This is a genomic window from Bacteroides sp. MSK.20.12 (assembly GCF_019052435.1).
Lineage (GTDB): Bacteria > Bacteroidota > Bacteroidia > Bacteroidales > Bacteroidaceae > Bacteroides > Bacteroides xylanisolvens.
This window is the reverse complement of record NZ_JAHQVH010000003.1, coordinates 49238-73543: the sequence shown is the minus strand read 5'-3', so window position 1 is coordinate 73543 and position 24306 is coordinate 49238. Positions and strand designations below refer to the sequence as shown.

Below are 24306 nucleotides of genomic sequence, written 5' to 3'. Positions count from 1 at the left end.
TCAAACGAAATGGACGAAATCTCAAACGCCCTCAGAAGTCTGAAGATGCCCGGAATGGCGCATTACTGGACTACAATGCAGGAGACGCGTCAGCATGACTCGCTCTCCCTCAAGGATGGCCTGCAACTGCTTATACAGGCCGAGTTGGACAACCGTACGCAAAGCCGTAACTCAAGGCTCGTGAAGAAGGCTCGCTTCCGCTACCAGGCCTCCATCAGCGAGGTCATCTACGACAGCAGGCGTGGAGTAGACAAACAGAAGGTGCTCAACCTTGCCACCTGCAACTATGTGCGCAAGGGAGTGTCCGTGCTCATCACCGGTGCCGCAGGTACAGGCAAAAGCTGGCTGGGCACAGCCCTCGGGCATCAGGCCTGCATGAACGGCTGCAAAGTGGCATACTACAATGTCTACCGGCTCTTTGAGGAGATAGCACTTGCACGTATAGCCAGCACCCTCCACCGATTCTTTGCCAAGCTTGCACAGACGGACCTGCTCATACTGGATGACTTCGGCATGAAAGTACTCGATGGCCAGCAGCTCCTTGACTTTATGGAAATCATAGAGGACAGGCACGGGCAGAAAGCCACCATCATAATCTCCCAGTTGCCTGTCGCCGACTGGTATGAGGTGATGAAGGGTAACACCACAGCTGCTGACGCCATACTCGACCGTCTGGTACACACAAGTGTCCGCTTCGAGTTGAAAGGGGCATCCCTACGTCAGAAAACAGTGGCAAACCATACGGAAATAGAAGATAATGACTAATTTTGCATCGCCATTAGGGTAAAGAGCATGAAAAGTGAACGGATATCCCCGTTTTGGGTGGGTGGATATCAACCGTTTTCTGCAAGAACAAAAAAACGCAGGCATTTGTCAGAATAGAAATCCTTTTTTTCATTTGACGATTTTATTCGGCATATTGTATATACTTTTCTCATATTACTTATTATTGCTGTCCGATAAAAGTTTTCAAGCCGAGAATAACTCGTTAATATACAGTATGTTATATGAAATTTTTAGCAATGGGGCTTATCCATAAAAATAACACTGATAATCAGCCTATTGAATATGTTTATCGGACACTAATAATTACTTATAATTTGAACAGATTACCAGCCATATAACATCTAACTGGTTATTCCATTTTCTATATTTACTTATCAACTAGAGGAAAGAGCTGTCCTAAATAGACCTTCAACGCCCCCTTCACCAAGCAAAGAATACCTCCTTGGTGAAGAAAAAACGTTCCTCACCAAGGAGCACTCAATTGGTTCAAACCCGACAGCCGCTTTTTGATAAAAGAAGGCGCATTATATATAATTTTATACATTATCGATACATATCCCACATATTATTACACTTATTTATACTGCTTATTCTCCAGTTTATTTTATACAGTTTATCAAATCCAAAGTAACTATCCTTATCACACTGTAAAAAAACAGCATATTTATGAAGAAAGAAGTTTAATTAATATTTCGTACAGATTCAGAAACCGAGGCTCCATATAGCTCCTTTTTCCAAAATATCCATCAGTTTATTGACTATACTTTTCCTTCCAGTAGCAAATATATTCTTTCTCTCTAATGTATTTACACGATAATCATACAATTCGGAAATATATCTCGTTTCATACCTATAACGAGTAAGTCGATATTGGGGAACCCTTACACTAATACCATTATTAAAATAGCTATAGGCAACTTCCTGCCATGAACGTTCTTTAGGAGTATTCAACAGTTTCGCAAAACTATGTCCGTCCAATCCTTCAGGAGTAGAGATATTACAAAGTTCCGTCAGAGTTGGATATATATCGATTGAACTCACAATGCGGTTATTCTTAACGCCCTTACGAGTATTCGGTGCTTTCAGAATCAGCGCACTCCGCAATGAAACGTCCATCAACGTATGTTTTCCCCAAACACGCTGGTCGCCCAAATGCCAGCCATGATCTCCCCAAACAACCACAATTGTATTATCTGCCTCTCCCAACTGTTCTAATTCATTCAGGATCTTCCCCACTTGGGCATCCACATAGCTGACACATGCAAAATAAGCATGGCGCAACTTACGGGCATAAGTATCAGAAGCTGCTTTATCTAAAGAGACTTTCTCATCTCCCCGCAAATAGCCATTAAATTCACCGCTATCGTGTAAGGCAAAACGGTGACATCCTTCGGGTATCTGAGGAACCGGAGAAAGAGGAATCGCAGATTCATCATACAAATCCCAGTATTTTTTAGGAGCAGTAAACGGCAGATGCGGCTTAAAGAAACCCACAGCAAGACAGAAAGGCGTTTTTCTACCAGACAGTTCCCGCAACTTCTTTACCGCCAAATTTGCCGTTAATCCATCCGGATAGCCTTCATCCGGCACATCCGCACATTCATAAGGCGGAACTTGCTTTTCACGACTTTGCCGGTTGCTACCATCGGCATATCCGAAAAAAGCATTCCAACCGGTTCCCCATTTCCCTGCGTCAAACAGCATTTCATCCCAGCTATACGGCAATTCCAAACGATTACTCTTCGGACGTGCATAGCCATACAAATGACCATCAGCATAATGGCTTACTTTGCCAATCCCTACCGTATAGTAGCCATTGCGTCTCAAGTGATGAAACATCGTTTCCGGTTGTTCGCTTTCCTCCCTTCCCGATAGTTTAATCTTACAAGCTTCATTAGACAAATCCTGCTTATCTCTTGGCAATCTACCTGTTAACATACTTGCACGGGAAGCGCCACTCGTAGGAACTTGCACATAATGATGAAAAAACAAACTTCCCTGACCTGCCACTTTATCCAGATTAGGCGTTTTCACTACCGAACCATAACAACCTAGTTCTTGACGTAAATCATCGATGCAAATAAAAAGTATATTAGGTTTCTTGGGAGCATTCTTCGGCTGTGCGGCAGCATACACCGGCAATCCCAATAAACAAGCTGATATATATGCTATTTTTCTTTCATTCATAATACCTGAAATTTATGTATATAAAAAACAAAGATCTGATTCGGAACTTATCAGTATAGCACTGAAAAAGTGTCCATTCTTAAATATTGCACTAATTTATGCAATTTATTCTCTAGTTCATTCTTTTCAGTGCCACTCATTCCCAACGTAATTTTAAAAACAGCACATCGTGGGGCTGAAAAGATAAATACAAATTACCGACCAAGAGGGCGAAAGAAGCGTCCGTCGTCAGCATCCGGTTTCAAATGCTGTTCACCGGGAAATATATCCCCTACCGATTCCTGCCAGACCTTTAAAACCAGCCGAAAACGATTCAGTTCTTTTTTCATAGCGCGTTTCCCTGCTATGTTATTTAAACAATGGATATCTTTCTTAATCGCATATAGCTCTTCTTCGGAACGAGGAGCGATGAAGCAGTCCTGATATATTTCCGCCAATCTCCCATTTTTAAAATCATCAAGCATCTGAACATAAGCAGGTGTACGCATCGCATCTCCGACAGAGGGGTTGGACAGGTGAGGCAGCCAATTTCTTATATAAACAAAGTCCTTTGTTATAACCGCACGTTCATAAGCCCTGAAGGTGTGCCAGTTGTGTTCCGCAAAAGCATATTCCCGGACTTCGGTTTCCGGGTTCCTCAATATAGGAAGCAAACTTATTCCCTGCAAGCCCGGCGAACGTTTCGCTCCACCTATTTCCAGAAGAGTAGGGGCGATATCGACTGCACTTGCCAAACTCTCCGTCACACTTCCTTTTTCCACAATGGCCGGATAATAGACTATACAAGGAGACTTCACACCTTGCACATTTACCCGTGTCTTACATTGCGGGAAAGGTCTTCCGTTGTCTGTCATCACAATAATTATCGTATTTTCCAGTTCCTTCTCCTCTCGCAATAAATCAAGTACCTCACCAATATGCTTGTCGAAACGTGATACTTCATTATAATAATCAGCTATATCCTCCCGCATTTCCGGAGAGTCTGGAAAATAAGGCGGCACAACGACCTCCGAAGGTTGATAAGGGTCGATATACTCTCCTTGCTTATAGGGGCGGTGGGGATCCAAAGAAGCTGCAAACATAAAAAATGGTTTAGCCGCAGGTCGTTGGCGCAAGGCGTCGACCCATAATTCCCCCATTTTCCAGGGTTTGCCGGTTGACTTTAGATAATCAAACCGCTTTTCTATCTCCGGAGTATTTGTACCATGGTTCTTACCGACCAGCATTGTATAATATCCATTCTCCTGAAGACAATCAGGAAAAAGAGTGGCTTGCGGTGGTAATTTATCGTGCAGGTTCTGCGCTCTCGTACTGCTCGGATACATTCCCGTGAATATCGAAGAGCGGCTGGGACTACTAGAACTTGCAGTCAAAAAGAAATTATCAAAACGGAGACCGTTTTGAGCAAGCCAATCGATATTAGGTGTCTTCACCACCTGATGCCCATAAGCCCCAACCTCCTCCCAGCCTAAATCATCTGCAATAAATATCAAGATGTTAGGCTTGTTTGTAGTAGAAAGTGTATCTGCTTGAACAATATCCGGCAGCACAATACCTAACAGCAAAACCGTTGAATATATTTTTCCTTTCATATCCTTTTATCTTTATTCTCCAGAAGGAACGACTATTGGTTCTCCCCATCCTACCGGCATACCAAAGTTTGGAGTTCCATCCGTATTCCAAGTAAATCTCTGCATAAATGTAGAACGTCCGGTCTCATAGCCTCCATGATTACGATTCTTTACGTGGTAAACAATCCAATCTTCCGTACTATCAGGAGATTTCGTAAAACTACAATGTCCAACTCCATTTACTCCATCCTTGTCCACTGTATCATCACAACGATAAAAAACTGAGTTCGGAGATTTTTTCCAATTAGACGGATTCAGCGGATCATCACCAATGTTCAACATAAGATATGCTAAACGATAATCCTTCGTCCAAGAACCATTACAGGAATACACGACAAAAACTTTACCATCACGCTGCAAAAATGCCGGCCCTTCATTTACCTTACCGGAAACAAGTTCCCACGATTGTTCAGGTTGGGATATTTGCACCCGATTGGAACAAATTGTCCATGGATTACTCATTTCTGCAATATATATACGTTGGTCACCTCCTGTCTCCTTACTAATGGTACCAGACCAAACCGCATATAATTTGGATTCAATCCTTAAAACACCCATATCAATCGCATAACATGTATTGTCGACTGTAGGCACTATGCCCGCTACATAGTTATCCCCTGTATAAATCATACCCATATCTTCATATTCTCCCAACGGATCAGCTGTTTTAGAACGAAGTACACCGGTACGTTGCATTTTATAACTCCCTCCACTCTCTTCTATGGGGCGTCCTGCCGCATAATACACATACCATCTCCCATCTATAAAATGAAGTTCTGGAGCCCATACATGCGAAGTGTTCCATGGTTTAATCGTCCCATTGTCTTTCGGTGCAGTCCAAATAGCCTTAGTTGGATTAATCTTTGTTAGTTTATCAGATTTTGAGACATTAATACCATTATAGTGAGCCTTGCAAACATAATAGGCTCCTTGATGCTGTATAATCCATGGATCCGGTATGCCAGCTATAGGATTTATAAATGTCTTATCACTTTGTACTATTTCTATTATCACATCATTCACACCTTCGGCTGAAAATGTTATTTTAGCTTTACGGGAAGTAGTCACATCATCATTTGCCGCATAATTAACAGTTAAAACTTCCTTTCCTCCCGACCGAGCCGGCAATTGAATCCATTCATCTTCAGTTACAGCACTCCATACTAAGTTTGTTGCAATACTCAGTTTAAATGTACCAGCAAAGTTTCCAACCTGAATTGTGCCCGGTAACACTGATAAATAATTTTTACCAACTAACGTCTGAAAGCTTCCTTCCCTACTTGGTGAATCATCAGCTCCATCGCAAGCTACTGCCAATAAAAGAAAAGGCAACAATATTATATACAATAATCTATTCATAATTTTAATTACTAAAAGGAAAGCAATAAGAAACTATTATCAAAATCTATTTGAAGATTGTGATGTACCTTCTTCCCCCATTTATATATTATCCGGAAGCTTCTCCATCACAATACGAAAACCACTATAGTCACCGCAGTCTCCTTTATGTTTTGCACTGCCACGCGCTGAGACCCTAAAATATTTGTCATGCCTAAAACTTCCCCCACGAATTACAATAGCAGGGTCTCCCGAATTCGTTTTATAAGGGTTTTCGGTGATTTTTCCTACTTGATCCATATAAAAATTTGCATCATAAGCATCACGACAATATTCAAACGCATTTCCTGTCATATCATAAATACCCAATTCGTTAGGAGCCAAACTTCCTACAGGCTTCGTACCTATCTTTGAGGAAGTAAATACTGCAACTTCAGATTGCACATTGCTCCCACTATAAATATATCCATTACTCTTATTTCCACCCCGAGCCGCATATTCCCATTCTGCTTCACTTGGAAGACGCACTTTTACTCCTAATTCGGCAGAAAGCCATTCACAATATTGTTCAGCACATGCCCAAGTAATATTAACTACTGGATTTCTCCCTTTTCCACTTTTAGGCGTATGAACCTGATTTGGCAATGTTCCGGAAACATCAAAAGCCCATGCAGCCCGCTTACTATTAAATAAAGCCTTCGCTACTGCTGAGCGCGTTCTTGCGCTTTGGTAAACATTCATAAAGACACATAACTGTTCATTAGTAATCTCATACTTACCTATATAAAAATCTTTAGTAATACTAACTTCATGGACAGGCTCTTTTCCATATGTTGTACCGTCTATCGCTGAAGGTATCTCATTTGTCTTAGGTTCCCCCATCATAAATGTACCTGCCTCTACCAATACCATTTGATCCATAGTTAATCCAGGTAGTATATTTCCAGTCCTAGTCGTAAACTCAACAGGTAAACCATAGAATACTCCATCTGCATTTTTAGCATAAGCACGAACATAATAAGTCGTTCCCTTTTTCAAGCCACCGACAATAGAATAATAGCTCCCGATACCTTTTTCTACTTTTTGGTAAGCATCTTCTTCAAGGGTCGGATTCTGGGTTGTTCCCCAACAAACTCCCCGCTCTACTGTAGGCGAACCTGCATCCATTAAAACTTCACCATATAAATAAGCACTCTGATAACCGGGAAAAACATCTCCGGTTTTAATAAAGTTCATCGTTTTAAACCAAATTGTTTCACCATATACCACACCTGTCTCTGTCTTAAAATAAGGACGAACCAAATAATTCGTATTTTGGCTCAAATTTTCTATAAACGCATCAAAAGCAGCACCACCAGCATCTGCAACAATTTTCTTCCCATCAATGGTGGGCTCATCAATGGCAGGAGGAGCAAACTCAGTATCCGTCTCTTTATAACACACGCCATACTCTACTATTTCCATGCCACCGTTGTCTGCTATTTGCATTAATGCTGTTGCAGTAGTAGGAGTTATATCGGTTACATCATCAATTACACACCAACCGTCACCCGGAATTTCTTTTGTCGTAAATTTCAGTTCATTGCCATAATAAACATAACCTCCATCATGAATATATGCTCTCACATAATATTCTGTGGAGGGGGATAGTCTTGTCATCTGCAACATATAGCTATTACCTGTTAAATCACTTGATACTTCAACCTTACTATCCTTTACTGTAGGAGAAGGAGTTTCACTCCAACAAAAGCCTGTCATCGCATTTTCAGGAATAATTCCCTTCGTTATATATGCACTAACAAAAGCAGTACTTTGTCCCACTCGAGCAAATCCCTGTGTAGTTACCTGTACAGAAGCCTCTACTATTTCCTCCTCCTTACATGCACTAATCAACAAAGACACTATTGTTAACATCAGAAATAAGAAAACTTTATTTTTCATACTCTTTCGTTCTTTAAATTAATTAATCTATTACACGTGGTGACCAACCCCAATTCTGAATGAGATTTTTATTCTTATTTATCTCAGACTGCGGAATAGGCATTAAATTCATCCGATCTTCATAACTACGCTTTTCTATCTCCTTCACACCATATTCTTTCGTCTTATCATCCTCTTTCAATATAATATCTTGTTCGTGTACTACTTTTTGTGTGTTTCCACCAATCATCCAACGCCGCACATCCCAAAAACGATATTCCTCAAAAGCAAATTCAACCCGACGCTCATTTTGGATCAAATTTCTAACATTTTCCTGAGTTAAAGCCCAGCCACGATTGGCAAAAGTAGTACGTACATCAGGCATTCCGGCACGAGCACGTACCTCTGATATGGCCCAACAAACAGCATCGTCAGGTACTGAAGAAGGATCGTCATAATATTCATTCAAAGCTTCAGCATATAGCAATAGAATATCAGCATAACGAATAATCGGATAAGTATTAGGTACCGTCACATTCTCAGTAGGATTCAAATCCTTATCCATGAATTTTTTCAAGAAAAAGCCCGTGCGTGAATATCCGCGTATATAATCTTTTCCCCAAGGTTTCTCAGAGTCAATATCACGTCTCCAGGTTTGAAATTCTATGCCGCAAAAAGTTGCCTCATCATACCATATTGTAGCCTCTAAGCGAGGATCACGCCCAGAGAAAGGATGTAACGGACGAAATCCTGAACCTTCTTGCTCCGGTAACATGCCATTTTTCATCTCATAAGCTGCTACCAAATCTTGCGTAGGCAAATTATAACATACAGGCCCTCCTTTTCCACGTACAAGCAAAAAATTAAATGGCAAATTCTGATAATATATATCTATTGTAGGACCTTTCAAGAAAGGGAAAATAGATTCTTCAACAGTGTTACGTGTCACAAAATAAGTTTCATAAGCAGATTTTGTTCCATTTGTTTTTTTATATAAATCATAGCGTCCTAAATCAATCACAGCTTTTAACGCTTTGGCTGCGTCCTTCCAACGTTCTTTATCATAATCAGAATAACGCCACAAATCTTTATTAGGATCTTGAGAATCATATTGCGGATAATCATTGGGGCGATTAAACAAAGGGCTGGCAGCCAAGGATAATACCTTAGCTTTCAAAGCTAATGCCACACCATCATTCGCGCGCCCAAAATTATTACTAGCCCAATCCTGATTCACACTGCGAAAAACAGCAATGGCATCATCACATTCTTTCAATATATATTTCACACAATCGTCAAAAGTTGCACGCTTAGCTTCTTTCAACTCTGGCGACCCAAAATGCAACGTTTTATCCAAAAGAGGTACACCACCAAAATGCTTCAGTAATTCTGCATAAAAAAATGCACGTAAAAAGATCACTTGCGCACGCAAATACTCCAAATCAATACGAGTTGCTACACCATCCCTCTCTTCTATATAATCATAATTCTCTATAAATTTATTACAAGCACGAATGGATGCATAATATTTTGACCAAATGCTTCCTAACGGCACACTTTCAGCATTCCAATTGCCATCATTAAATCTTTGGGCATCCGATTCCAAATTACGAGCTTCTCCATTGTCTGTAGCACAATCAAGATAGGCACCGTTCCATGAACCAGGAACCTCAGCCCCCTTTGGAAGCGAATAATAAATATCATTCACAAAATAACGAGCATATGTAGGATCTTTAAACACATCTTTTTCATATAAATCTCCCACATCTTCCTTGTCCATTAAAGAAGAAGCATCCAAGCATGAACTAAAAGCCATCATGACAAGAACTAAGCTTAATATTGTATAAATTTTCAATTTCATATCTGACAGGTTTTAAAATTTAAGATTTAATCCCACACTATAATTTCTCATCTGAGGATAAGAAGTATTTCCTCCATCATTGGATTCCGGATCATATTCTTTAAATCCAGCAAATGTCAACAAATTCGTTCCACTCACATATATACGAGCCGAAGTTATTTTAGCCTTTTTTGTCCAGCCAGAAGGCAATGTATAGCCAATCTGCATGTTCTTCAGACGTAGATAGTTCCCATTCTTTAACCAAAACGTAGATAATCGATGATTTTGTTTTGAAGTGGCCGGAGATAAACTTGGATAAGTAGCGTTTTCTTTATTCTCTGGAGTCCATCTCCCAAGATGATGTTTCATGACACTCCCCGTATTGGTAAATTCCCAATAACCGTATCCATTCACATACATATCTGTGATAGCTGCCCCCTGAAAAAATATTTGCCAATCAATCCCTTTCCATTCACCCCCCACCGTTAAACCATACATAATCTCAGGCAAACGAGTCTTACCAATAGCAGTTACATCATAGCTATCAATCACTCCATCTTCATTTACATCTCGATATTTCAAATCTCCTAACTTCAAATTACTGGAAAACCGAGAAGGCAAAGCATCTATCTCCTCCTGCGTATTATAAAAACCATCTGCAACCATTCCAAAACGTTGATTCACTTTACGTCCAATAGCCGACGTCCAAGAATAAGTTTGTGGCTCTTCTCCTTTTTTTAGTATTTTATTTCGTGCAAACGAAACATTACCCTTTACGTAATAGGATAACTTCCCTACTCTATCATTAAATGACGCATCTAGTTCAAAACCTGAATTACGTACCTCTCCTAAATTTTGTGGTGGAAATCCTTTATTTGAATCAGTTGCACCCAACATCCCGTAAATTGTAGAAATCGATCGGTCATAATCTAAAATATTTACTCGAGTCTCGGTAAAAGCATCTACAGTTAACGCCAATTTACTATCAAAAAGACGCATATCAATACCAACATTCAATTTACGAGCACGTTCCCATGTCACATCTGTGTTCCCTTCTTTACCTTCATAAATCCGATTTTCAGGATTATTAGTTAAACCAAATGAAGGGCGATTCGAAGTCAACAACGGGTATGTTTGTAAATAATAATACTTATCAGAACCTATTTTATCATTACCGACTTCGCCATAAGCACCACGTATTTTCATATAATTAAAGATCTTATTTCCTTTATTCCAAAACCCTTCTTCTGAAACGACCCAACCTAAAGAAAAAGCAGGAAAGAACCCATAACGTTTACCTTCTGCAAACTGTACAGAACCATTATAACCAGCGTTAAATTCAGCCAAATACCGGCTTTTATATCCATAAGTAATACGTCCCACATAGTTGATGTATCCTGTAGGAAGCTGTTCATCCCTATATTGAGCCAACTGATTGAACGCCAATAACCCGGTCACAGCGTGCGAACCAAATTTTCGGTCATAATTAATTGCAAATTCTGTTGTTATATTCCTTCTATGAGGTCCTGCTGACGTATCAATTCTAAGCGGTGTCTCCTCATTTACAATTGCATATTGTCCATCTTTTGTATATTCCCATAACTCAGGACGTTCTGTTACATCCCTTCGTGATGCCATATTGGATACAAAACCAAACATTGCTCTCGCAGAAAGCCCTTTCGTTATAAAATCTAATTTCTGATTTAACTTAACAACAGCTTCAAATACATTACGTTTTGAATGATTATATCCATATTTTGACAAAGCAGCATAAGGATTAACTGCATTAAGTTTACCACCATAAGTTCCATTCGGATTCACATAATTCAAAAAATTGGGCGGTAGGCGCACCATACTCTCATATAAGCCTTTTTCTGCGTCATTATCATGCCTTTCTTCCAACCTCCCTGACAGATCGACGCCAAATACCGTTGTTTTCGTTACGTTAAAATCCAAATTTGTACGCATACCATAGCGTTTAAAGTACACATTAGAATCATAATCATCATTATTAAATGTCTCATAAATTCCCTTTTCATGTACATAATTGGCTGACACATAATATCGGACAAAAGGTGTACCGCCACGTACTGTCAAATTATACTGTTGTTTTGTTGTGACATCTTTTAATAAATCACCGATATAATCATTATCCGGATGGGTATAAGGACTTTCACCCGTACGATACATTTCAAGATCATAGGGGCTGTACTCTGGCACTTCACCGACATTCATCAATGCTTCATTTTTCAAACGGGCAAAATCGTAAGCCCCTAATTTTTCTGGCAAATTAATAGGAGTATTCATTGTGAATGATGCTCTCAAATCAACTACCGGCTTACTTGTCTCACCACGTTTAGTCGTAATCAGAATCACGCCATTTGCTCCACGCACTCCAAAGACAGCCGTAGCAGAAGCATCTTTCAATACGGAAAAACTCTCAATATCTTCAGGATCGATTTGTGAATAATCACGTTCAACTCCATCTACTAATACTAATGGTGAGGACGTGCCCGAATTATAACTGGCAATTCCACGAATATACACTGACGCATCATCGTCACCCGGACGTCCTCCCGGCGAACGTGAGATAACTCCAGCAATTCTTCCACCGATAGCTTGTGTCAAGTTTGTGGTACCCGTACTTTGTAATTCTTTGGCATCAGCTGTAGAAATAGCTCCAACAACAGAAGCCTTTTTTTGTGAGCCATAACCTACTACTACCACTTCTTCCAGGCTTACACCAGATTCTAGCATTTTCACATCAAGTTTGCGTTGTTTACCAACTACTAATTCCTGATTCTCATAGCCAATGAAAGAAAATACCAGAATACTTTTAGCACTTGCAACAGTAATTTTAAAATTACCATTTACATCACTAATAGCACCATTAGTAGGCACCCCTTGCTCTACAATATTTACCCCCGGCATTGTTTCATCATTCATATCAACAACTGTACCGGTAACTGTAAATGATTGAGCACATAGCGAATTGAATATACCTCCCGCTATTACGACTATTAAGGTTAATAAAATTTTCTTCATAAATTCATTTTTCATTTGATCTTACAACACTGAGTTACCAACCGGGATTCTTAGTTAAAGCCGCATTCTTATTTAATTCACTTTGAGGTATCGGATAATAATAACACCTTTCAGGGAATATACGTTCCTCAACTTCTATCGGATCACTATAAACAAAGTCTCCAGTTTCCACATCCTTAGTAATTTGTACACCATGCACAGGACGATTCAAAACTCTTTCTGCTTCTCTCCATCGCCGCAAATCAAAATAACGTACACATTCAAAAGCAAGTTCAACAGTACGTTCCCGATGAATGATTTCACGCATCTCTCCTTTAGTTTTATCTTCTATCATAGGTAAGCCAGCCCGTTCACGTAGTCTATTGACACAAGAATAAACCATATCATCATCGACTAAATCATCATCAGACATTCCATTATATTCATTCGCCGCCTCCGCATAAGTCAATAATATCTCCGCAAAACGCAATAAAGGAAAATCATGATACGTCTTCTTCTGCACACCAGAGATGCGAACTTCCGGGTCTAAGTGCTTACGTAACGTATAACCAGTTACACAGCCTTTCGCTGTAGAGCTTAACGCTGTATAATCTTTTCCGCCTACAAAAGTTTCAACTTCTCTATCCCACCAAAAAGCTCCATTATAAAGAACAGAAGCATAGAATCGTTTACATCGATTTTCCCATGGTTTTTGCGGATCGTAATTTGTATCATCTTTAGGAAGTTTACCACTCGTCAATTCAAACATATCAATAAACTCTTGCGTCAGACTTGTATTTCCAGTCGCTCCAGGATAGCCAGCCGGTCCATTACGTACTTCAACATTATTTGTCATTCCTTGCATTCTCATAATCATAAATTCACGGTTCTCCTCACGAGTAAAGAAAAGACGTTCATAAGAAGGAAAAAGTTCGTAAACCGGACTACCGTCCGGCATCTTCAGATTTATTACATCAAGTGCTGCCTTTGCTGCACGATCCCAACGAGTATTATCAGCCGATGCATAGCGTTGTATCTCATTCGTTCCTGCTATCGGATTTTCGTTAAACAAGGGACTAGCCGCATAAAGTAAAACCTTCGCTTTTAAACCTAAAGCCGCTCCTTTTGTCAAACGTCCATAATCATTATCTGGGTAACGTAAAGGAAGTCCACCCGCTGCTTCTTCACACAAATGAACAATATACTCTACACATTCCTCGAATGTATTACGAGGCAACTCTATATTTCCTCCTTCAAAAAGATCATCCATAATAGTAATGCCTCCATATCGCTTCAACATCTCATAATGCAACAATGCTTTATGTAACTTCGCCTCACCAATATATTGCGCCATTTTAGATTCAGACAGATTATCACAATAATGAATATATTCCAATACAAGATTTGTTTTACGTATATACTGATAAACCTGCGCCCAGCGACTATCTGTATTTCCTCCTGACCCTGAATGGAATGTAGCACGTGTAAACGAATTAACAGCAGTATTCGTTCCCCTTGGCGAAAGTACCCCCAAATCCGTCACACAATCAAAGAAACTGTTTTGATTAGCAGAGCCACCACCAAAACTATTATATCCTCCTATTCCCGTATTCAAGCCAACATATAACTCATTCACAAACATCTCGACCTTCAAACTATCTTTAAAGGCTATCTCAGGCGGCATTCTTTCCAAAGGAACTTCATTCATTGCATCATAACAAGAAGAAAATAATGCCAACCCCATAAATAATACCATTATCTGTCTTTTCATATCCATATCCATTAAAATTGAAGACTTAAACCAAAGCTTGATACTTTTTGCACTGGATAGTTACATACTCCAGGTTGACTCTCAGGATCAACGATACGCATATTATGCCAAGTAAAAAGATTATATCCGGTATAAAAAACACGGGCTTTTGATATTTTAATTTTCCGAGTCCAGCGTTGAGGAAGCGTATAACCTATCTCCAAGGTTTTTAAACGCAAGAAATCTCCATTATCTTGCCAAAAATCCGAATCCAAACGATTGTGCGTACCACCTAACAACGATAGACGAGGATATCTAGCTGTATGCCAAGTGGAAGGATCTTGCGGATTATAACGATTGTCCCAATGATATTTTTGCACACTACCTCCACCCCATTCATTTCCATTGCCCGCTTCATTTTTAAAGGCCATAATATTAAGATCAGCATATGTATAATCCCTATCTGCAACTCCTGTAAAAAGAGCTTTCACATCTAAACCCTTATAAGCAGCCCCGACAAAGAAACCATAACTCCATTCTGCCAAGTTTGAGTCACCTATTTTACGTTGATCTTGTTCAGTAATAACACCATCTCCATTCAAATCACGGTATTTAATATCACCAGCATAAGCAGCTCCAGAGTCTGTTTTCGGGCTATTCAATCGATCTTGTTCATCAATATAGAGTCCGTCAGATACATATCCATATAAATCATTAATCGAGTTCCCTACTCTTTTTTGATAGTCATACGGGTACGGCTGTTCATCGTTAAATATAATAGTATTATCTATAAAACTAACATTACCACCTATTGTCCAATAAAAATCCCCCTGTTTATCAGCAAAAGCGATACGTGCCTCGTAACCTTTATTTTCAGACTTTCCAATATTTTCAAGCGGTCCTCCAAAACCATACCCGGAAAGAGTAGACACCGTATATCGTGTCGTTAATATCTGTGAAGTTTTCTCTTTAAAGTAATTAAATCCTAAGCTAATACGTTCCTTCCATAAACGAATATCAGTCCCTAGATTCAATTTTAACGATTCTTCCCAAGTTACGTTAGGATTAAAGACACTGCCTTCTCCCCAGCCACCAACATTCGATCCACTCATTCCAAAATGATAACGATCTGAACCCGTTTTTTTCAATGTTGGCAAATAATAGAAATAAGGAAGACCATCATCCGTTCCAGTTAGCCCATAGGAACCATAAAATTTCACGAAGCTCAACAAACTATTCCCAATAGTGTTCTTTATAAAAGGCTCATTTGATAGAACCCACCCCAGTGATACAGCCGGAAAAAATCCATAACGTTTTTCTGGTGGCAGCTGTTCCGTTCCCTGATATCCGAAAGAGAACTCAGCCAAATAGCGAGAATCAAAAGCATACGAAGCACGCCCAAAAAGACCTTGGTGATAATTAGCCATCTGCTGCGTATCCGTAGTCTGCTGATTACGATTAAAGGTTAACACAGCTGCAACGTCATGTTTCTCTCCAAATACACGAGTATAATCTACCCCTGCTTCCACATCGAAAATACGAACCTTACTATCACCAAAAGAATTTTTATTCACCTGTTTTCCTGGTTCACCCCATGTTGTGAACAGATCTTCTCCAGTTGTAGTATTTTTACCAGTGTATTCATATACCATATAAGATTTACTACGGTCAATTGTATTATCAAAACGGGCATCAAACGCTAATGAGGCATATATACTCAACCCTTTTGTGATAAAATCCAGTTTTTGGTTTGCTTTCATCGAAGCTTCCATCGTACTATGTATGTACTTAGAATATCCACTATGATTCAGAATACCATAAGGGTTCTTACGATATGCATTTGTCCCCGCAACCTTATCCGGTCCATAATTTAATGGAAAAATATTGGCAGGAAGCGAATATAACGTTTTGAATAATCCTTCCGCACTCATGGAACTCCCCGGATTATTTCTCAGTTGTTGTCGCCCAAATAAATCTACAGACAATAATAAATCCTTAGTTAACGATACGTCAACATTAGAACGAATGGAATACATTTGAAAGTTAGCATTTGTGTTATAGGAATTCAATCCGGCTGTTTTATATAATCCATCATTATTCTGATAAGAGAAATTAACAAAATATTTTGCTTTAGAACTTCCGCCCTGAATACTTAAGTTATATCGTTGCGCAATTGTCTGCTTTTTTAATATTTCATCTATCCAGTTTACATTTGGATGCGTATAAGGAGATTCACCACTTAAATATAAATCAAGATCTCCCTGTTTATATACAGGTTCTTCTCCGGGATTATCATTCAAGAAAGCCTCATTATACAACTTTGCATAATGATACGCATCCAAATACTCAGGTCTTTGTGTTGGCTTAGAGAGACTTAATTGAGCATTAAAGCGTATCACAGGCTTTCCTTCTTTACCTCGGCGAGTGGTTGCCATAAATGCTCCGTTGGCTCCTCTAAGTCCCAAAATAGAAAGAGAACCTGCATCCTTATATACCGAAATGGATTCTATCTCATGCGGATCGAGCAGAGAGAAAGAGCGCAAATGTCCGTCTACATATGCAACTGGAGAACTACTACGCCAAGAACGTTGTCCACGCACATACAAACTAGCATTATCCGCTCCCGGCAAACCTGTAGTCTGAATACTTTGAACACCCATCATTAAACCAGCGATAGCTGCATTTTGAAACATAACCGGAACATTTTCTATTTGTTCCCCACGCACCGTTTCTACAGCCGTTACTAATCGAGACTCTTTCTGTGTACCATACATTAAGTTTATGGTCCTATCTTCATACTTTTCTACCGCTTTAAAAAGTGTCAAACTCAAGTCTCTTTTTTTTCCGACTTGAACAGTAGCCTTTTCATACTCATCTAATGTAAATATGAGGCTTGATTCTTCATCAGGTACGGCAATCGTAAATCGTCCTTCTTTATCTGTGAGAACAAACCCTAAGGTTTCTTTCACATCTACTAGCACATCTTGTAACGCTTCTCCCTTAGGATCAACGACTTTACCTCTTACTACTATCTGCTTCTTTTTCTGTGCAAACACATCTGAGGCATAAAAGCTACAATTACAAAAAACAACAAAACAAAGTAATTTAAAAAAAACAGTTTGTTTTGATAATAAGTGAAACTTAATACAGTTTTTCATCATCTATAAGGCTAAATTATTGTTTCTTGATTCCCAAAAAAAGATAGCTATGCTGTGGAGCCAACTCATAATGAGAGGTCGATTTCAGACATAAAGGCAGTACATATTGCTTTGCCGGATCCAAATTAGTAGTATGAAAAACAACTTGCAAATCACCCCTGCTTGTATTCTTTTTAATCACCGCAACCATATCTGCCGGAGTAATTTCATAACTACCTTCTGGAAGTGCTTCATAATCAGCATAAGAAGGGTCTTTTGCTTGGAGTCTCCTTAATGAATCAGTTGCCAAGCCAATAGAGACTTTCACTTCTTGGGGAACAGGGATACTCCCTCCACAATACGCGCCAACAATGAAGGTCGTATCTTTCTCATAATTAAAATCAGCAACAAAAAAATCGTTTTTTTCTGTCCACGCGGCTAGTGGAAAATAGATCTTTGCATACTGCATCTGCTCATCATCATTACAACTTATGAACAGTAGTGCACATAGCACGAACAAGACTGTGTTGATCTTCATAATACAAGTTAACTATTTATAATTAATAATCGGGTTATTTCACTGATACAAAAGTACGCTATTTGATTATTGGAGAATGGAATAAACATCCCAATAAATAGAAAATGCGTCTCAAAAAGCATCTATAAGATATAAAGAAAGCTACGTACAACTACTATACGTAGCTTTCTTGTAAGTCATTATTAATTTTATATAATCTGAGCCTCTTATTTCGCTTTTGTCGGCTTTGGCCCTAAATATGAACGTTTCATTCCTCCAAAATCCAATACAACTTTCTGCAACACAGTACCGGCGTCACCACACAAAACTTTTACTGTATGTTTTCCCGGTTTATTGATATGCAATGTTGTTTTATTAATACGACAATTTTTCAAGGCACTCTCATACCAAATTTGCGCATACTCGAAAGAAGAAGTCGAGGGGTTCATTACCGGACCGTCATCAATACATACGCCATATCGTGTTTCAATATTAGTAGCTTCATGACCTGCATAATCCTTATCAGCACTCAATGTAAAGGTTGGCAACACATAAGTATAGACATCCACTGATCCTTGCCCGAAAGTATAGAAATCATATTCAACTCTCGGTACAATACTACTTCCTGTTCTTTGCATAGGCGCAATAGGATTACCTAATTGAACAGAAGCATTTTCAAAGCCTAGATTAGGAATTGTCATAATCTTAATAGCGTCATTCTCAACCTTTCTATGATAATCTGCCGCATTTATTGAAACATATCCATTATGTTCGACAAACAAAGTATCCATTTCTGTCAATGAAGGAGAAGCAGGATTAAAAACAGAAACGTATATATTTTCTTTTCCCACACCATCAGCAGTGACCTCAATCATACCCGAGATACGTTCTCCTGACGGCACCTTTGCCCAATCTACAGAGACCCATATCCGGTCTTCAGAAGCTGTGCTTCCTTTTTCTTTATTTACCTGTATCCAATTTTCTGAAGTTTTAATATTCCAGTTTAATGAGCCCTTACCTTTGTTAAAGACGTCAAAGAAATACGATTGACGTAAATAGGTATTAAACGCAGGCAGCATATGAAAACTACTTTGTCCTTTCAACACATCTTCCCCTTCTATCCACACTCCTAAAGAAGGGGTATCGGATAATGTTACCGTCTCCAACTTAGGCAATTCAAAATAGGAAGCAGCAAATCCTTGACGTGTTGTCATTATATGATTCCATTTTCCATTCAACAAAGAATTATACCCTTGAGTAATCGTTTGTAGACTATCATAATAAACCTTTACCTGATTTTTTAATTCATTTGCCGCTGCTCTTTGTTGTAAAGCATACCATCTATTCTTCTGCCCATTCAAGACCATTTTATTCATCAGTTCACAACCTTTCACCGGATAATAAAGTAATTGATAAAAACCAGCTTTCTGTTCTTCCGGCAATTCACTCAAAATACGCTCAACCTTTGCCCCAATACGGTCATAAGCAGCTAATCGTGAATCTGCTTCCTGATAATTGGCAAATGAGAAATCCGTATCAGTATTACGTTCTTTTCCATGCCTATTAGTTGACCATTGATATCCCCATCCCATAAACTCGGGCTTACGAGAAAATGCTTGGTGATAAAACGTATTTGTTATATCTACAAAATCATCATAATATTTATTACCAAACATATTGGATAACCAGCGAGCCTGATAAAGAGAAATATTATCATAATTAAATGAATCAATATCATAGGCCATTGCCAAAAACAGATTCATAGAAAATTCGCATGATTTTATATCCCCGACATTCAACAGCCAGATTCGGTCGGCTGTTGCATCATAAGCCTTGCGAAGTTCTTCATACATCAATGCAGGCGGAGTAGTACTCATCCATAGATAATCGTGAGGCTTACCCAAATAAGAAACGTGATAATAAACTCCTGCACGCCCTGAACGCTTTTGCTCGCGAGGACAACTTAAACGCTTCATATATCCATAATTATCATCCGGCCAGATGATAGTTACATCCTCCGGCAAATCCAAACCGGCACTATATACATCCAACACCTCTTTGTAAGGAGTGAAAGCTTGCGGAATTTCATTAGCAGGCTTTTTAATAACATCTGCCAAAAGCTGACGCTGATCTTTTAAAGCCTCACCCAACATCTTCACACGCTCCTTCATATCATTACTTCCCCCCATCGCTTTGTCATGAAGTCCACGTAAAGCAAGGGTATAGACATTCTCATAAGGAGAGTTTTCTGTGACACGCTGTTTTAACACCCTGTTAAGTGTTCCTTTGTTATTAACATAATCCCACTCTCCCATTGTTTTCTTATCCCATTCACTAGCATTATTAAACAATAATGGTTCACAGTGTACAGACCCCATAACAATAGCAAAACTGTCGGCAACCAATTTATTTTCTGGTATTTTATTAAATGCAGTAGAAGCCTCGTGCATTGCCGGGCACAAATAATTCGCCTTCAAACGCAAAAGAAGTTCACAAACCTTGGCATACGTTTTAGGACCAATATTTCCACGTTCTTTTTCAAATGTATTCTTTGCCCAACGCAGTAATCCCCAGTCTTCATCATTAATAAAAATACCACGATATTTCACTGTAGGTTCTTTAGAGATTATTTTATCTACTTTAAGATTTAGTTCAGTATGTTTGGCTACAGGAGCGTCCGCCCACCAATACCAAGGAGAAACACCTATTGTCTCAGATATAGAAAACAATCCATAAGCAGTACCTCGACGATCACTACCAACAATAACTAAAGCCTTATTAACTCCAGGGAAAGGATTACGAACGACTTCTATCAAATAACTCTCCCATCGATTTTCCAATGCCCTGACGTCTAATTTATTTTTAGCAACTAATTTGTCTATTAGCTTATTATGTCCAAGTGTTCCCACAATTATGCTATTCGAAGCTAACTTATTTTTTGTAGCTTCTACTTGCATTTTCTTCCCAGTCACTAATTGCACATCATCTGAAAACAAATTAGCTGCCTTTTTTACCACTTCAAAGTCTTGTTCATCAAAATAAAGATGAGCATTACTCTTCCGATTTATCATACCAAATTCGTTGGCTTTGCTGTTACCTTTAGTCAAGACTACTTGACCAAAGGTAACAGGCATACAAACTATTACAGCCAACCCCCATAATATCAATCTTAATTTTGTCATATTTCTTTTAGTTTATTCTGGTCGATTCAGGTCCCATATACGATTTCTTCAGCCCTCCGAAATCAACTACAATTTTTTGTAACATCATTCCGGGATGGCCACAATAAATCTTCACCGTATGTTTACCCGGTTTATCAATAAAATGAGTAGTCTTATTGATTCTACAGTTTCTCAGCACACTTTGAATCCATAGAGTACTATAATAAGGTGCACCTGCCTCCGGCAAGTATACAGGACTATTATCCACCATTACACCATAACGTGAACCATGTTCATTATCCAATGGGAAAATGGGTAACATATAAGTATATACATCTACAGGACCAGTCTGGAAAGAATAGAAGTCATATTCCAGTACCGGAAACTTGTTGCCACGCACTGGAGCAACATAATTGGACGTGAGCAGTAGCCCGTCATAATAAGGTGTTTTCGCAAAAGGGTCTCCTAAACGAACAACCTTATTGTCAAATCCAAGCCCATCTACTATATCGAACTTAATCTCACCAATTTCCTGCTTTCTATGAAATTTTGCAGCATCAATGGATACATAACCGTTACTCTCGACATATAATCCTTTCAATTCTTCAACTGAAGGGCCAGCAGGATTGAACACAGACACATATACAGTTTTCTTTTCATTATTATCTGTATAAATATCTATAAACCCGGAACCGTCTCCACCAATAGGAGCTTTACTCCAGTCTACAGAAACCGTAATTCGATCCTCATAAAGTGTTTTCCCGGCTTTTTTATCAATCAGAATCCAAGGCTCAGAAGGAGTCGCTTTCCATTTCAAACTTCCCACCCCTTTATTAAAGACATCAATATAATGAGTATCCGGAAGGTATTTATTGAAACAGGGTATTGTATGAAAGCTCATTACACCTTTCTTATTATCCTCCCCCTCACAAGATACGCCTAATGTAGGGACAGACTCTAATGTCACTGAATCAACTTTTGCACGCCCGAAAGAACGAGCTCCACCGTGAATCAAAGACATCATACCTTTCCATTTACCATTTAATAATGAATTGTATTGTTCTGTTACTAAAACCAAGCTATCCCCATACACTTTAACTTTATCTCTCATCAAATTAGCAGTCGCTCTTTGTTGAGCAGCATAGAGACGATTCTTCTGCCCGCCTAATGTCATCTGATTCACTAAGGCCGCTCCTTTAACATTATAATATACCAATTGAAAAAATGCCGGTACTGCCTCTTTATCCAGTTCTTTTAATATTCTCTCCGCTTTTGCAGCAATACGTTCATAAGCGGCTAATCTTCTGTCAACCTCCTTGTAATTCTGAATAGAGAACTCCGTATCCGTACTCCGCTCCATATATTCAGGTTTCCGAGCAAAAGCCAATTGAAAATAAGTTTGCTGGATATCAGTCAGATCTTCCCTATATTTTTCACCGAATATACGGCAAAGAAAATCGACACTATGTGCATTAATATTATCATAATTAAAGCTTTCAATATCATAAGCCATATCCATGAACAAATTTATATGATATTCTGCCGGCTTAATATCGCCCACGTTCACAACCCAAAGTCTGTCGGCAGTAGAACGATAAGCCTTTTCCAACTCCTCATACATCAGTGTGGGAGGCGTAGAAGCTATCCAAAGATAATGTTTTGGAGGCCCCCAATAAGAAACGTGATAATAAACCCCCGAACGCCCTGAGCGTTTCCGTTCTTTTGAATTACTAAGACGCTTCATATATCCAAAGTCATCTTCTGACCATACCAGAGTAACATCATCAGGCACATTCATTCCATGATCATACGTTTCCAATACTTCTTTATAGGGAGTAAATGCCTGCGGAATTTGGTCAGCCGGTTTATTCATTTCGCTAGACAAAATCTCGCGTTGATCATCAAAAGCTTTTTCCAGTACACGTGCCTGTTCTTCCAATGTCAAATTACCAGCCATCACAGCATCGTGAATTCCACGCATAGCTAGTGTGTACACATTCTCAAATTTACCATTCTCATTCACCCGCTTACGCAAAACCTTATTAATACCGTCCCGGTTAGTCACATAGTTCCATTCTCCCATTGCTTTCCGATCCCATTCCGAAGCATTATTAAACAATAATGGTTCACAATGTACTGACCCCATGACAATCGCAAAACTATCCGCCACTAATTTATTATCCGGATAATGATTGAATGCCTTCGTGCAAGAATGCATGGCCGGACACAAATAATTAGCTTTCAAGCGAAGCAACAACTCACAAATCTTCGCATAGGTTTTTGGTCCTATATCTCCGACCTCCGGTTCAAAATTTTTAGAAGCCCATGGTTTTAAGCCCCAATCCTCATCATTAATAAAAATTCCCCTATATCTGACAGAAGGAGCCTTAGACGAGAAGGTATTTACATTCAAGCATAAAGATTTCTTTTTGACTACCGGAGCATCCGCCCACCAATACCAGGGAGATACCCCTATGGTTTCAGAGATAGAGAACAATCCATAAGCTGTTCCACGGCGGTCGGAACCGGCTACTACCAATGCTTTTTTTATTCCCGGGAAAGGATTATCAATTAAATCAATCGCATATTGTTCCCAGCCATCACGAATTCTACTAACGTCAATCTTCTTATTCGCCACTAACCTATCTATTGCTTTATTCTTTCCCAAAGTTCCGGCCAGAATAATATACTCTTGTTTAGACGGCAAATCAGATACCAATTTCAATTTTTTATTAGTGACTCGATTTACATCTTCCACCAACAGCCCTGCCGTTCTTCTGACCACTTCCGCATCTGCTTTATCATAACAAACCACTGCTTTAGCAGCAGAAGTAACGATTGGAAAACTTTTTTTGTCCTGCTGTTTATCTGACAGAGTTACCTGTGAATAACCAGTAGTTACAAAACAGAACAACGATAAAAATAAGGTTGCTTTCTTCATTTTTTCAAATCTATCTGAGTTTATAAATGTTTTCATGTTATTAGTATTATTGGGAGTTTGTTCCATGTTACAAA

Annotated in this window: 12 protein-coding genes; 1 reads left to right on the top strand and 11 read right to left on the bottom strand. The window is 39.1% G+C overall.

Going from position 1 to position 24306, the window contains the following annotated elements; all coding sequences use genetic code 11:
• Nucleotides 1–9: 9 nt before the first annotated feature.
• Nucleotides 10–765 carry an IS21-like element helper ATPase IstB gene (gene istB, locus KTR06_RS02435; RefSeq protein ID WP_217289928.1) on the top strand — a complete coding sequence of 252 codons (756 nt, stop codon included), beginning with the start codon at nucleotides 10–12 and terminating at the stop codon, nucleotides 763–765.
• Nucleotides 766–1488: 723 nt separating this feature from the next.
• Here istB and KTR06_RS02430 read toward each other — a convergent pair.
• From KTR06_RS02430 to KTR06_RS02380, 11 genes are all read right to left on the bottom strand, one after another.
• Nucleotides 1489–2973, bottom strand: a complete 1485-nt coding sequence (locus KTR06_RS02430; RefSeq protein WP_217289927.1) for a sulfatase — start codon at nucleotides 2971–2973, stop codon at nucleotides 1489–1491.
• Between the two features lie 194 nt (nucleotides 2974–3167).
• Complete coding sequence (locus KTR06_RS02425; protein ID WP_217289926.1) at nucleotides 3168–4565, bottom strand: sulfatase; 1398 nt, start codon at nucleotides 4563–4565, stop codon at nucleotides 3168–3170.
• 12 nt (nucleotides 4566–4577) lie between these two features.
• Complete coding sequence (locus tag KTR06_RS02420; protein ID WP_217289925.1) at nucleotides 4578–5963, bottom strand: family 43 glycosylhydrolase; 1386 nt, start codon at nucleotides 5961–5963, stop codon at nucleotides 4578–4580.
• A gap of 81 nt (nucleotides 5964–6044) precedes the next feature.
• The gene (locus KTR06_RS02415; RefSeq protein ID WP_083444137.1) at nucleotides 6045–7883 is read right to left on the bottom strand and encodes an SUMF1/EgtB/PvdO family nonheme iron enzyme; all 1839 of its coding nucleotides are present in this window, start codon (nucleotides 7881–7883) and stop codon (nucleotides 6045–6047) included.
• A gap of 22 nt (nucleotides 7884–7905) precedes the next feature.
• Nucleotides 7906–9723, bottom strand: a complete 1818-nt coding sequence (locus tag KTR06_RS02410; RefSeq protein ID WP_074635468.1) for a RagB/SusD family nutrient uptake outer membrane protein — start codon at nucleotides 9721–9723, stop codon at nucleotides 7906–7908.
• A gap of 12 nt (nucleotides 9724–9735) precedes the next feature.
• Entirely contained in the window at nucleotides 9736–12747 is a 3012-nt protein-coding gene (locus KTR06_RS02405) for a TonB-dependent receptor (RefSeq protein WP_049702214.1), read from the bottom strand.
• Between the two features lie 34 nt (nucleotides 12748–12781).
• Nucleotides 12782–14497 (bottom strand): RagB/SusD family nutrient uptake outer membrane protein, encoded by a 1716-nt coding sequence (locus tag KTR06_RS02400; protein ID WP_049702215.1) that lies wholly within the window; start codon nucleotides 14495–14497, stop codon nucleotides 12782–12784.
• Nucleotides 14498–14508: 11 nt separating this feature from the next.
• Nucleotides 14509–17637 carry a TonB-dependent receptor gene (locus KTR06_RS02395; protein ID WP_049701358.1) on the bottom strand — a complete coding sequence of 1043 codons (3129 nt, stop codon included), beginning with the start codon at nucleotides 17635–17637 and terminating at the stop codon, nucleotides 14509–14511.
• Between the two features lie 13 nt (nucleotides 17638–17650).
• Complete coding sequence (locus KTR06_RS02390; RefSeq protein ID WP_049701359.1) at nucleotides 17651–18151, bottom strand: DUF1735 domain-containing protein; 501 nt, start codon at nucleotides 18149–18151, stop codon at nucleotides 17651–17653.
• A gap of 206 nt (nucleotides 18152–18357) precedes the next feature.
• Nucleotides 18358–21312, bottom strand: a complete 2955-nt coding sequence (locus tag KTR06_RS02385; protein ID WP_049701360.1) for a glycosyl hydrolase 115 family protein — start codon at nucleotides 21310–21312, stop codon at nucleotides 18358–18360.
• A 7-nt stretch (nucleotides 21313–21319) separates the two neighbouring features.
• Nucleotides 21320–24232, bottom strand: a complete 2913-nt coding sequence (locus KTR06_RS02380; RefSeq protein WP_074635471.1) for a glycosyl hydrolase 115 family protein — start codon at nucleotides 24230–24232, stop codon at nucleotides 21320–21322.
• Nucleotides 24233–24306: the final 74 nt, after the last annotated feature.